Below are 12,613 nucleotides of genomic sequence, written 5' to 3' on the forward strand. Positions count from 1 at the left end.
TATTATTGATCCTCGTCGTTATTTTTTTCGTTTTTTGGCTCGTCTTTTTTCAGCTCTGTTTTGATATCTTGCATAATATCGCGGCTTACTTTTGCCTTACTCTTTTCACGTTTATACACTTCAATACGCGAAGGAATAATACGACGTGGGTAGTGGTTATTTTCTACATCAACATCCGCTGTTTCCCAGCCTGGATCAACCGTTACTGAGGTAAGCGGTTTGTTTTTGTCGGTAATAATCAGCTTTTGTACGTTTTTGTGATTACGACGCCAAATTTCTGCAGGAATATAACGTTCCTCTTTAGTGCCATCTTCATACGTTAGCTCTAAAAGAATTGGCATCACTAAGCCACCGAGGTTTGAAAACTCCATCACGTAGTAGTTTTTGTCTTCTTCTAGCGCGCGATCAAGTGTTTTACGCTCCCACGGCTTTAAGCCTTTTAAAAACTTATTGTACGTATTACGCTCTTTGTTTGTAACGGTAAAGCGATCGTTTTCGTCATAAAAGTCTGTCACATCTGGATTTTGTTCAACCCACGTTTTTTTACCTTCAGCGCGATTACGCTCAACAAATAATGAACTTGGCTTATCAGCTTCAATATCACGTAACCGTTTAAAGTCGATATCTGGATTTTTGGTGTCTAAACGTAATTGATATACTTTATCAAGCGAGATATCAACATGGTCTGTGGTGTAGAACCAACCACGCCAGAACCAATCTAAATCAACACCTGAGGCTTCTTCCATAGTACGGAAAAAATCAGCGGGAGTAGGGCGTTTATACTTCCAGCGCTGAGCGTACTCTTTAAAGGCAAAATCAAATAATTCACGCCCTAAAATCACTTCACGTAAAATATTTAATGCCGCAGCTGGTTTAGTGTAGGCGTTAGGGCCTAAACGTAGCACGCTGTCTGATTGCGTCATGATAGGCACTTGAGTCTCTGACTTCATGTAAGCAACAATGTCACGTGGTTCAACGCCCCATGGAATGGTTGGATCCCATTCACGCCCAGCCACACCATCTAAAAAGCTATTTAAACCTTCATCCATCCAAGTCCATTGGCGCTCATCTGAGTTTACAATCATTGGAAAGTAGATATGACCCACTTCATGAATAACAACACCAATTAAAAAGCGCTTTTCTGCTTGAGAGTAAGTGCGTGTACCATCGTCTTGTAAATCTGTACGTGGGCCATTAAAAGTGATCATTGGGTATTCCATACCCCCTACAGGGCCATTAACTGACTGCGCAGTTGGGTATGGGTAATCAAATGAATACTGTGAATACACTTCCATCGTGTGTACAACCGCTTCAGTTGAGTATTTCTTCCATAAGTCGCCACCTTCTTTAGGGAAGAACGACATCGCCATAACGAGTGGTTGTTCATCACCACCTTGCTGGTAACCTTTAGCATCCCACATAAATTTACGTGATGATGCCCAAGCAAAGTCACGAACATTTTCTGCTTTAAAATGCCATGTTTTTGTTTTGTCTGTACCGGCTTTTTCGTTTTCGAGCGCTTCTTCTTCGGTAACAACAAACACAGGGCGTTTTGCTGTTTCAGCTTCTTTTAAACGCTTGCGCTGAGTGCTGGTCAATACCGAGCTTGGGTTATCAAGCTTACCAGTTGCCGATACAATATGATCCGCAGGAACCGTAATTTCAACATCGTAGTCACCAAACTCTAAAGTGAACTCACCACTGCCTAAAAACGGTTTGTTTGTCCATGCTTCGTAATCGGTGTAAGCCGCTAAGCGAGGAAACCACTGTGCAACTAAGAAAATATCGTTACCGTCTTCTTCAAAATGCTCGTAACCTGCACGTGCGCCTACCGCGTCTTCTTCAACGAGGTTAAACGCAAAGTCCATACTAAACTCAACATCTTTACCGGGTTTAAGTGGGGTATTTAAATCAATGCGCATTAAGGTATCAACCACAGTCACGCGCAGCGCTTTACCATCTTCATCTTTAACATTGCTGATGGTGTAACCCAGTTCATTATCATCCATAAATTGCTGACGACGTAAATCACCTAAGCTTAACTTAGCTGGTTTTGCATCTGGTTCGTTTTGTAGGGTACTTTTAAATGTTTGCGTGGTTTCTGCAATTGAGTCATTTTTAAAAATATTTTGATCAAGCTGAAGCCATAAATACTTTAATGTATGCGGAGAGTTATTTTTATATTCAATTGTTTGACTCCCCGTTAAGCGACGCTTTTGCTCATCAAGCTTTACATCAATATCGTAATCAACGCGTTGTTGCCAATAATTTTCAGCAGGGGCACCAGCTGCACTGCGGTAAACGTTAGGCGTAGGTAAAGCTTCATCTAGTTGACGAAACTTATCAACATAGCTGCCTTTAGTTTGCTCAACAGATGAGGCAAGCACAGAGCTTGCCATTGCCAAAGGCAATACAAACGCGCTCAGTGTAAATAAATTTTTCTTCATTGTTAATCCTGATCGATTTTAGTAACGCTACTGTGACAAATTTACAGCTTAGCTTCAATAAAATAGCGATAAAACCCTGCTTTTATAGGGTGATATTCCCCACCTTTTTGTAAATACAATAAATAGCGTTTTATACAACAAAAAAGAACGGACATTTCGTCAGAAATTGAATAAAAAAACAAAGGCAATTAATACGCCAAACAAAACTGTAAAGGGGGTTTACAAAACACACTGGCTATCACTAAAAGTAGAGATAAAAGCAAAAAACACAGCTATTTTCATTAAAAAAAGCTAAATAACGCAGTTTTAGGTTGATCTTTACTATGGTTTGTAATTAGAATCGCCCACTTTTTTAATTTGAGAGTATTTTTTTAGCGTTTCTCTCAAATATTTTTTGTTCTAACTAGTCGTAACAAGTGTGGTGAGTTTATGGATTTTTATGTCCTAAAAAAGCAGCAAAAACTAATTGCAATACCAGCAGACGTGCAAAATTGTAAGCAGTATATAAACTCGGGTTATCTGTATATTGATAAAGTCGCTGCTTGTAATGAAACTAATGCACTGCAAGTATTACAAGCTAAAAAAGCCAAAGCATTAAAGTGGCCTTTAACAATCGCGCTCGCTGCTTTGCCCGTTATTTTTATAGCTTGGTATACTTTAACCTAAAGCGATACTTGCATCTTTAATTGCCTTGGGTATATTGGCGCTCTTATGGTTTTTTAAGAGCGCAAAATGAAAGTTCTTCACACTTCAGACTGGCACCTAGGTCAGCAATTTTATGAACATGATCGCCGTCATGAACACCATGCTTTTTTCTCTTGGCTGTTAACCACCCTCGTTAACCAACAAATCGATTTATTGCTTGTTGCAGGTGACATTTATCATACTGCCACACCGAGTGCTAACGCCGAAAACCAACTCTATCAATTTATAAAAAACGCCAAAGCCCAGTGCCCACAATTACACGTTGTTATTATTGCGGGTAATCATGACTCCGCTAATCGTATTTTGGCTGCACAGCCCTTATTAGCCCAGTTTGATACTCATGTGGTAGGGCGGTTTGATCCTGCTAAATCCAGTGACGTTGTAATAACGATTAATAACGATGATAAACGCGCTGTGGTACTCGCTATGCCTTTTTTACGCACCAGTCACATAAGCACGCTTAGCCAAACCGAAAATGGCCCCAGTTACGCACAGGGCGTTGCAAAAGCCTATGAACTTGCTCTTGAACATGCGCTAACACTTAACGTTGAAAATACGCCTTTAATTGTTATGGGTCATTTGCATGCAAAAGGCGGTAATATTTCCGGTGACTCTGAACGTAATTTGGTCATTGGCGGTGAAGAAGCTATTTCAGCGTCGGTATTTGGTAAGCAAGCCAATTACGTCGCACTAGGCCACTTACATAAAGCACAACTAGTAGCTAAAAATGAGCAAATACGTTACAGCGGCACGCCTATTCCAATGTCGTTTTCAGAAAGAAAGTATACCCATCAAGTAAATGTGGTTGAATTTAGCGAGCAAAAAAACCAACCGTTAAACACCACTGTAAACCCCCTTTACATTCCGCGCTTAGCTGAAGTAATTGTACTTCCTGAAGGAGAATGTGTGCCTTTAGCGCAGCTGTGTGAGCAAATAAAAGCACTCGATACAGAGCAATACGACATTGCTCCTTACTTGCGAGTAAAACTTAAATCAAGTGATATCGATACCACCTTTCGAGAACAAATCGAGCAAGCACTTAAAGGAAAACAGGTTAATTTTTGTGGCATAGAGCGAGTTCGTGACCAGCAAATGAGTAATTCCTCAGAAACGGTATTTGAAGATTTAAGTTTTGTGGAAATGCTCAACCCAATTAGCTTACTCGAACAAGCATTTAATAATGATAAAGATATGGCCGCAGCGACCGTGCCCAATGAATTAAAAGCACTGTTAACCGACGTAATTGAAGAACTTGAACAGGAGCAACTGCTATGAAAATAACGGCTGTTCGTATTCATAATTTAGCCTCTATTGCCGATGCCGAAATCGACTTTTTAGCCTCACCACTCAAAGACGCAGGCCTCTTTGCCATTACAGGTGACACCGGCGCAGGAAAAAGCACCGTACTCGATGCTATCTGCTTAGCACTTTATACTAAAACTGCGCGTTTGAAAGGCGATAAAGGTAACCTAATTGATTTTAATGGCGATAACATTAAGCTTAACGATGCCCGCAATTTATTGCGCCGTGGCAAATGGGAAGGGTACGCCGAAGTAGATTTTAGTGGCCAAGACCAACAGCTTTACAGAGCTCGTTATAGTATTCAACGTACACATAAAAAAGTAACCGGCAAACTTAAAGTGGCCGAACATACTTTACATAGCCTACCCGATGAAACCTTAATTGCTGACAAAAGTGGCACCTTAAAAGCCATAGAAAATAAAATAGGTTTAACCTTTGAGCAATTCTCGCGTGCGGTGTTACTAGCACAACATGAGTTTGCCGCCTTTTTAAAAGCCACTGGCGATGAGCGCGCGCAGCTTTTAGAGTGCTTGACTGGCACCGATAAATTTAGTCGAATCGGGCAGCGTATATTTGAGCGCAACAAAGCTATTAAAGATAAATTTGAATTACTAACGGCAAGTTTAGCCAGTTATACGTTATTGTCTGACGATGAGCTGAGTGAAAAACAACAAACGCTGGCTGATTTAAAACAACAAATTGAACACACTAAAACAACTTTAGCAACGACAGAGCAAGGCGTTAATTGGTATAAGCAAGCACATAGCTTGGAGCTGGCATTAAAAAATGCTCAGCAAAACGAGCAACAAGCACATGCCGCACTTAATGCTGTTAAAGCGCAAACTGAGCAAGCAAAACAAGCGCAAAGTGCGCTTGAAATTAAAGATAATCGCCAGCGCTGTGAAAGCTTAACAGCGCAAAATAGCCAGTTAAATACACAAATAAAACAATTAAACGAGCTTGATCACAACGCGCTGATCACCGAGCAAGCAAGTAACGTTAAAAAACAGCAAAACGAATTAGATACAGCAAAACAACAAAAGCTAACGGCAGAGCCTCTGATTGCAAAAGCACGAGAGCTCGACAGCCAATTAGCAATATATAACCAAACTATAAAAAGTCTGACTCAACAAAGTGCCAAAGAGCAGCAACAATTAAGTGATTTACAACAGCAGCTACAACAAAACAAAATAAGTGCAGAGCAAGCCACAACGCAAATCACAGGGCATCAGCACTGGTTGAACGAGCAGAGTCAATTAAAGCCATTGGCAACTGATTGGAACTATTTTCATCATAGTTTTAAGCAGTTTTTTAATACTCAGACACAACTAAAAACAACCCAGCAGCAAGCTCAGGCTCACGCAGAGCAACAAACAATACTCACAGCAAAACTTAGCGAGCAAAATAAACAACTCGAACAAGCAGAGCAAACGCTTGCAACGCAGCAGCAAAGCCTAAATAAGCTAAACCAGCAGCACGCTCAATTTAATATTGAACAATGCGACAATAAGCTTAAAAACATTGATTATTTAAAAGATCAGCGCACACGCTATAAGCAGTTTAACCAAGAGTTAAAACTCACGGTGCAACAGCAACGTGATGTGGCAGAAAAGCTCAGCCACAGTGAACACACTAAAACCACGCTGCTTACGCAATTAACCAGCAAAGAGCAGGCACTTAAACACGCAGAGCAAGCGCTTAATCAAGCGAGGCTTCGGGCCAGTGAGCATGTTGAGCATTTACGCGCACAACTGGTTCCAAATGAGTCATGTGCCGTTTGTGGGGCTACAGAGCACCCGTTCGCGAGCAATCAAAGCCAACCTTTTACAAACCTAATAACCGACTTTGAAAATGCATATAATAGCAAAAAACAGCAACACCAAGATGCTCAAACACAGCTTCATCAGCACCAAACACAACACGCGGTTTTGGTGGCAGAGCATGCTCAGTACAGCCAAGCCATTAGTGACGCACAAGCCAAAATGCTGGAAATTAAAAATACCATGCAAGCGGCTAAAACCGAGATTAATGAGTTAACAGTTGAGCAGCTTGATGAAACTTATAAGCAATTAAGTGAACAAAAAACACAGTATTTTTCGGCGCAAAAACAGCTCAGTAATTTGCAAGAAACTGTTAACCAGCTGCAAAGCACAGTTAAAAAAGAACAAGCGACACAGCAACAATTAAACACACAGCATGTTGAGCTGAGCAATCAGCAATCTCAGCTTAATAACAAATGCGATGAACTAGCAACTCAAAACGAAGCGCTTATAAAAGAGCTCAATTTACATTTTGAACACAGTGATTTTTGGCACGCATTGCAAGCAGGCTCGTTACCGCTTAGCGATTTAGCTCAGCAGGTAGAACAATATCAGCAAATCCAAGCACAGCTTGAACAAAGTCAAAAACAATTCGACAGCGCCAATGTACAGTTACAACAACTAACACCGCTTATAACCAAAGCAGAGCAGCGAGTTAATACGCTCAATGAAGAATTAACTCAAACACAGCAACAGCACAATAATACGCAGCAACAGCGCTTAGCCTTATTTGATAACCAAACTATTAGCGCCGATGACTACCAAGCTAAACTGTCAGCACAGCTAGAGCACTGCCAAAACCAATTAAGTGCCAGCCAACAAGCACACGACAGTGTCGTAAAACAGCGCGATGAACACGCCATCACGCTTAAAAACCTTGAGCATCGTCTGGCAGATAACCACCAAGAGTTAGTGATGCTTGAAACGCGTTACAACGACTGGTTTAAAGAATTTAACATCCTTCATGGCGATATCAGTCATGAGCAAGTCACATTTTTACTAACTATCAGCAACGACGATATTAAAACTCAGTTAAAACAAGGCGAGCAACTATCGCAAGCAGTCGTTGATGCCAGTGCCGCGTTAAAGCAACAGCAACAAGCTAATGAACAGCATCAACAAAATAATCAGCCAACGCAAAGCGAAGCACAGCTAATTGAGCAACAAAACCACTTAAATACCCAGCAAACACAATTGCAAAATAGCTTACTCACCATCAACACCGCGATTGAGCAGCACAACCAAAATGCAAAAGCGCTTGAGGGCAAACAAGCTGAACTGAGCCAGCTCAAGCAACAGGTTGACCAATGGCATTTACTTAATAAAGTACTAGGTGATGCCACAGGTAAAACAATGCGTAATTTAGCGCAAACACAAACACTCAAAATATTGCTGCATTATGCTAATAGCCATTTAAAAACCCTTAACAAGCGTTATGAGCTCACTGCAATTGCTGAGTCACTTGATATAGCCATTATCGACCGCGATATGGCCGATGAACAACGATCGGTCAATACACTATCTGGCGGTGAATCGTTTTTAGTGTCGTTGGCATTAGCACTGGGACTTGCCTCACTATCTTCGAACAAAGTGCAAATTAACTCGTTATTTGTTGACGAGGGCTTTGGAACACTAGATAGTGAAACACTCAGTATTGCCATGGACGCGCTAGATTCATTGCAAGCGCAAGGTAGAAAGGTCGGTGTAATTTCACATGTAAGTGAAATGAGCGAACGCGTTGCTACGCAAATTCATGTCGCTAAAAAACCGGGTGGATACTCCACCATAAACGTAATTTAAGGAGACAGCATGCCCACTTTCAAAGGCGAAGAAGCACAAGAATATGATAACCGCATTACCCGTTTAGTCCCAGGCTATGAGCTACTTCATCAACTAACCAATGCACAACTGCAAACCACGTTAAGCGACGATGCACACATTTTAGTGATTGGTGCCGGCACAGGTAAGGAAGTATTAGCATTAGCACAAATAAATCCTAAATGGCAGTTTACTGCCCAAGACACCTCCAGTGATATGCTCGATATTGCAAAACAGCGCTTTGCAGAGCAAGGTATTGATAGCCGTGTCACTATTGAATGTAGCCCAGTTGCTGAAGTAAAAGCGAAAGCAGACGCCGTATTATGTTTACTGGTGATGCATTTTGTAGAAGATAACGGCGACAAAAAACAAATTCTTAAAAGCATTAAAACTAACCTTAAAAAAGGAGCGAATCTTTACATTGCTGATTTAATGCGCCCAGAAACAACATTTGAACGTGAGTCACAATTAAACACCTGTGCTCAATTAGGCTTAACTGAAGCTGGCAAAACTCAAATGGGACATAACCTCGAAAGAGAGTTTTACCCCCTAGATCGTATGCGCTTTAGTGAACTACTGAATGAATGTGGATTTGGTATTCCAAAGCTTTATTTTAAAGCACTTGGCTTTAGCGGTTACGTTGTATAAATTTTTGTCAAAAAAAAAGCTAATATCATAATGATATTAGCTTTATTGCTTAACACGAGTTTAAGCGGGGTGAGTGCGCTTTAAAGCCCACTCCCTCTGTAATTAGATGCAAACGATGTTTTCAGCTTGCGGGCCTTTTTGACCTTGAGTAACAGTAAACTGTACACGTTGGCCTTCAGCTAATGTTTTAAAACCGTCGCCAGAGATAGCACTGAAATGTGCGAAAACGTCTGCGCCAGATTCTTGCTCGATAAAACCAAAACCTTTTGCTTCGTTAAACCATTTTACTGAACCAGTAGTTGTATTAGACATAATATGTATCCTAAAAATTAATTAAAGTGTGCCTGAAAAGAGGCGATTGAGCCGAAAAAATAGTTAACTTGAGGATATCGCGTAGGATTATTACTAAAACAACTCGGTACTAACAAATAAAACAAAACTTCTTTCAAACTTATAAATATTGATGGGTTAACACTAACCCATCAATTAAAACTATTTAGATGCAAACGATGTTTTCAGCTTGCGGGCCTTTTTGACCTTGCGTTACAGTAAACTGTACTTTTTGGCCTTCGGCTAATGTTTTGAAACCGTCGCCAGAGATAGCACTGAAATGTGCGAAAACGTCTGCGCCAGATTCTTGCTCAATAAAACCAAAACCTTTTGCTTCATTGAAAAATTTTACTGTACCAGTAGTTGTATTAGACATAATAATATCCTAAAAAAATAATAAAAAATTTGCCTTAAAATAGGCGTTTAACAGGAAGAAAACAAACATTTAACTTGAGGATATCGCGAAGGATTATTACTAATAACAACGAGGTACTTACAAATAAACAGGGCTTTCTATCAACCCGATGGCAAGCAGAATAACAGCAATACACTTTATAACAAGCTTTATTTACACTTTATTTTTACCTATTTAGGCAAAGCCCGCTGCCATAGGCTTTGCAGCGTCATCGCCTTAACTTTTTAAAGTTCGTGTAAAACATAACCTGTTAAAAGTGCAAGTTACGCGCTCTTACAATATCTTTCATCACAATGGTTGAGGTTAAACGTTGTACACCCGGTAAGGCTGATAGCTTGTCATCGTAGAGTTGCTGAAACGCGGCTAAATCTTTAGTAACGACGTGTAATAAGTAATCAGGGGTGCCAAATAAGCGTTGTGCATTGGTGATCTGAGGAATAGCATCCACTGCTTGCTCTAATTTGCTTAACGACGCTTTATCACCTTCTTTAATAGTAATAAATACTAACGCAGAAAAGTTTAAACCCACTTTTTCAGGTGATATTTCAGTTCTGTAGCCAACAATTGCTTTGCTTTTCTCAAGCTCTTTTACACGACGATGACAAGGTGACACGCTTAACCCAACACGATCAGCCAATTCAGAGAGGGTGAGCCTGCCATCGACTTGCAACTCAGCAAGAATTTTCCTATCTATGGTATCCATAGTTGATTATTTCCTAAAATGAACGCTTATATCAGTAAAATACAGCAACTTTTACTCATCAGAAAGAAATAAAATAGCAGCTCACTTATTTTGGGTTTTAGCGCATGGATACGTATGGATATTAATATTATTTTTTCTTTTTGGCTGATATCAATCTTGTTTGTACTTACCCCCGGTGCCGATTGGGCTTATACAATCAGTGCAGGTATAGCGGGTGATAAAATCATTCCTGCAGTAGCGGGGTTAATACTTGGGCATTTAATGGCCAGTTTAATAGTGGTGGTAGGTTTAGGCGCGTTATTAGCATCGCATGCCATGTTTATAAAGCTGTTAACCTTATTTGGTGCTTTGTATATCATTTGGATTGCCGTATCACTGTACCGATTTCCTCCAATGCCTGCAGCCTATAACGATGGCCAAGAACACACCTCAGACACGCCTCTAAAGTGGATGAGAAAGGGCTTTATAATTAGTGGCTTGAATCCCAAAGTGATGCTGTTATTTTTAGCCTTATTGCCGCAGTTTGTTTTACCAACACTGTCATTTTCTATTACTGAACAATTGCTGGTACTTAGCATTATTCATTTAGTTGGCTGTGCGCTGGTATATTGGTTAATAGGGGTAAGTGCCAGAAAAATCCTCAGCAATAATCCGGCGCTCTCACTAAAATTTGGCCGTGTATCGGCCTGCATCCTATTTATTTTGGGCTCGCTCATGCTAGTTGATAGCGCTAACACACTGAGCGTAACACTTACCTAAAAAACGAAAGTGGCTTAGATTATTCGCAACTGAGCCACTAATTCACTCAAACGGGCAATTTTAATATTACTCAGCTGCCTATAATCAAAATAGGGGCATACAATAATATTCTGGCTTTTATCTATAGCAAACTCATCATCAAGCCAATCAAGTTGGGCGTTTAACTTACCTTGTTGTATCAAGTTTTTAGCGTGAGTTCTTCCTGCTATAATGTGCAATTGATTTTTATGCTCAGTAAGCACCGGCGCACTAAAGAGTAATGCAGTCCCGCTATGCTGCTGTAACAACAGCTCATCTCGATATGCTTGCCAACTCACTGCTTGTTTAGCAAATGAGTAATACTCGCTTGGCAGCGCAAATAACACTTTGGCGTACACATTAAAAACTTTTCGCCAGCCATTGCCACAGTGCTGGTTTATGCTATTTATTTGCCCACTAACTACAGGCTCTAGCTGCGCAAGTGTTTCAAAGTAAGGCATAAGGGGCGCTTTTGCTACATACACAGCAATACTGAATGAGTCATCACCTAACCCTATTAACTGGCTGCTCACTTTAACTGCTCTTATTTTGCGCTAAAATACGATCAAGATTGTTAGCAAAGTTTTGTCTGTCACTTTGGCTTAATGGAGGCGGCCCACCACTCATTTCTACACCACTTGAGCGCATAGTATCCATAAAATCGCGTACATTTAGTAATGAACGAATGTTTTCAGTGGTGTAAAGCTCACCGCGCGGATTAAGTGCTTGGCCGCCATTATCAATCACTTCACTTGCCAGCGGAATATCTCCTGTGATCACTAAATCGCCTTTTTCTATTCGTTTTACTATTTCATCATCAGCCACATCAAAGCCCGATGACACTTGTAGTCGGCTAATAAATTTTGACGGTGGGATTCGCATGGCATGATTTGCAACCAGTATAGTTTCTGTTTGCGTACGCTCTGCGGCTCTAAATAAAATTTCTTTTATTACCACCGGACAAGCGTCAGCATCAACCCAAATTTTCATGCTAAGTTCTTTAAATTGCTTTAGTATTAAGACGATCCTATAGCAATTTCTAAAGAAAAGGAAACAACATGAAACTCGCTTTTAAAACCGCATTATTTATTACCACCGTGTTTTTACTCAGTGCCTGTACCAGCGCCCCCGAAGGAATAACCCCTGTTAAAAACTTTGATTTAGAGAAATACCAAGGCAAGTGGTATGAAATAGCACGATTAGACCACTCTTTTGAACAAGGAATGGAGCAAGTAACAGCCACTTATTCAATTAACGATGATGGAACGGTAAAGGTATTAAACAAAGGGTTTATTAGTAAAGAACAAAAATGGGACGAAGCTGAAGGCTTAGCTAAATTTGTAGAAAACGCCGATACAGGGCATTTTAAAGTGTCATTTTTTGGCCCGTTTTATGGTGCCTATATTATTTTTGAGCTCGACCAACCTGATTATCAATATGCCTTTATTACCAGTTATAGCAAAGATTACTTATGGTTTTTATCGAGAACACCTACAGTGAGTAAAGAGCTCAAGCAGCACTTTTTAAGCCAAGTAAAAGCGCTTGGTTTTGCAACAGATGAGATTATTTGGGTAAATCAAAAATCGCTGTAAAGGGGGTTTACATGCCCCTAGGTTGTAATAAAACGTTCACCTTACTGTAAGGTAAA

12 protein-coding genes are annotated in these 12,613 nt (G+C 40.4%); 6 read left to right on the forward strand and 6 right to left on the reverse strand.

Features of this window, described 5'->3' with window-relative positions; genetic code table 11:
• Positions 1-2 precede the first annotated feature (2 nt).
• Positions 3-2,447, reverse strand: coding sequence for a M1 family metallopeptidase (locus BM380_RS16510; RefSeq protein WP_090495239.1), 2,445 nt, complete (start codon positions 2,445-2,447; stop codon positions 3-5).
• Between the two features lie 429 nt (positions 2,448-2,876).
• Between BM380_RS16510 and BM380_RS16515 the strand changes: the two genes are divergently transcribed.
• The 4 genes from BM380_RS16515 (at position 2,877) to BM380_RS16530 (ending at position 8,740) form a co-directional block, all read left to right on the forward strand.
• Entirely contained in the window at positions 2,877-3,113 is a 237-nt protein-coding gene (locus BM380_RS16515; RefSeq protein WP_013462818.1) for a hypothetical protein, read from the forward strand.
• Between the two features lie 66 nt (positions 3,114-3,179).
• A complete protein-coding gene (locus BM380_RS16520; protein ID WP_090495240.1) occupies positions 3,180-4,427 on the forward strand; it encodes an exonuclease SbcCD subunit D in 1,248 nt (415 codons plus the stop codon).
• Positions 4,424-8,074, forward strand: coding sequence for an SbcC/MukB-like Walker B domain-containing protein (locus BM380_RS16525; protein WP_090495241.1), 3,651 nt, complete (start codon positions 4,424-4,426; stop codon positions 8,072-8,074). The genes BM380_RS16520 and BM380_RS16525 overlap by 4 nt, the downstream gene beginning before the upstream one ends.
• Positions 8,075-8,083: 9 nt before the next feature.
• Positions 8,084-8,740, forward strand: a complete 657-nt coding sequence (locus tag BM380_RS16530; protein WP_090495243.1) for a class I SAM-dependent methyltransferase — start codon at positions 8,084-8,086, stop codon at positions 8,738-8,740.
• Positions 8,741-8,842: 102 nt separating this feature from the next.
• Here the strand turns inward: BM380_RS16530 and BM380_RS16535 are convergent, their stop codons facing one another.
• The 3 genes from BM380_RS16535 to BM380_RS16545 form a co-directional block, all read right to left on the reverse strand.
• On the reverse strand, positions 8,843-9,052 hold the full coding sequence (locus BM380_RS16535; protein ID WP_007377377.1) for a cold-shock protein: 210 nt from the start codon (positions 9,050-9,052) through the stop codon (positions 8,843-8,845).
• 184 nt (positions 9,053-9,236) lie between these two features.
• Entirely contained in the window at positions 9,237-9,446 is a 210-nt protein-coding gene (locus BM380_RS16540; RefSeq protein WP_008463923.1) for a cold-shock protein, read from the reverse strand.
• 289 nt (positions 9,447-9,735) lie between these two features.
• On the reverse strand, positions 9,736-10,188 hold the full coding sequence (locus BM380_RS16545) for an Lrp/AsnC family transcriptional regulator (protein ID WP_013462814.1): 453 nt from the start codon (positions 10,186-10,188) through the stop codon (positions 9,736-9,738).
• A gap of 114 nt (positions 10,189-10,302) precedes the next feature.
• On the opposite strand from BM380_RS16545, the gene BM380_RS16550 reads away from it, so the two are divergent.
• Positions 10,303-10,947 (forward strand): LysE family translocator, encoded by a 645-nt coding sequence (locus BM380_RS16550; protein ID WP_090495244.1) that lies wholly within the window; start codon positions 10,303-10,305, stop codon positions 10,945-10,947.
• A gap of 14 nt (positions 10,948-10,961) precedes the next feature.
• Here BM380_RS16550 and BM380_RS16555 read toward each other — a convergent pair whose 3' ends face one another.
• Positions 10,962-11,498 carry a DUF6942 family protein gene (locus tag BM380_RS16555; RefSeq protein WP_090495246.1) on the reverse strand — a complete coding sequence of 179 codons (537 nt, stop codon included), beginning with the start codon at positions 11,496-11,498 and terminating at the stop codon, positions 10,962-10,964.
• 1 nt (position 11,499) lies between these two features.
• Positions 11,500-11,955, reverse strand: a complete 456-nt coding sequence (locus BM380_RS16560) for a YaiI/YqxD family protein (RefSeq protein ID WP_008110780.1) — start codon at positions 11,953-11,955, stop codon at positions 11,500-11,502.
• A 68-nt stretch (positions 11,956-12,023) separates the two neighbouring features.
• Between BM380_RS16560 and BM380_RS16565 the strand changes: the two genes are divergently transcribed.
• On the forward strand, positions 12,024-12,557 hold the full coding sequence (locus tag BM380_RS16565; RefSeq protein ID WP_016899982.1) for a lipocalin family protein: 534 nt from the start codon (positions 12,024-12,026) through the stop codon (positions 12,555-12,557).
• The last annotated feature ends 56 nt before the right edge of the window (positions 12,558-12,613 follow it).

It is taken from the genome of Pseudoalteromonas sp. DSM 26666 (assembly GCF_900116475.1).
Classification (GTDB): Bacteria; Pseudomonadota; Gammaproteobacteria; order Enterobacterales; family Alteromonadaceae; genus Pseudoalteromonas; species Pseudoalteromonas tetraodonis.

Excerpts from the sequence above, each read along its gene's own strand:
- BM380_RS16510 (WP_090495239.1), bottom strand. The coding sequence starts at position 2,447 with ATGAAGAAAAATTTATTTACACTGAGCGCGTTTGTATTGCCTTTGGCA.
- BM380_RS16515 (WP_013462818.1), top strand. The coding sequence starts at position 2,877 with ATGGATTTTTATGTCCTAAAAAAGCAGCAAAAACTAATTGCAATACCA.
- BM380_RS16520 (WP_090495240.1), top strand. The coding sequence starts at position 3,180 with ATGAAAGTTCTTCACACTTCAGACTGGCACCTAGGTCAGCAATTTTAT.
- BM380_RS16525 (WP_090495241.1), top strand. The coding sequence starts at position 4,424 with ATGAAAATAACGGCTGTTCGTATTCATAATTTAGCCTCTATTGCCGAT.
- BM380_RS16530 (WP_090495243.1), top strand. The coding sequence starts at position 8,084 with ATGCCCACTTTCAAAGGCGAAGAAGCACAAGAATATGATAACCGCATT.
- BM380_RS16535 (WP_007377377.1), bottom strand. The coding sequence starts at position 9,052 with ATGTCTAATACAACTACTGGTTCAGTAAAATGGTTTAACGAAGCAAAA.
- BM380_RS16540 (WP_008463923.1), bottom strand. The coding sequence starts at position 9,446 with ATGTCTAATACAACTACTGGTACAGTAAAATTTTTCAATGAAGCAAAA.
- BM380_RS16545 (WP_013462814.1), bottom strand. The coding sequence starts at position 10,188 with ATGGATACCATAGATAGGAAAATTCTTGCTGAGTTGCAAGTCGATGGC.
- BM380_RS16550 (WP_090495244.1), top strand. The coding sequence starts at position 10,303 with ATGGATATTAATATTATTTTTTCTTTTTGGCTGATATCAATCTTGTTT.
- BM380_RS16560 (WP_008110780.1), bottom strand. The coding sequence starts at position 11,955 with ATGAAAATTTGGGTTGATGCTGACGCTTGTCCGGTGGTAATAAAAGAA.
- BM380_RS16565 (WP_016899982.1), top strand. The coding sequence starts at position 12,024 with ATGAAACTCGCTTTTAAAACCGCATTATTTATTACCACCGTGTTTTTA.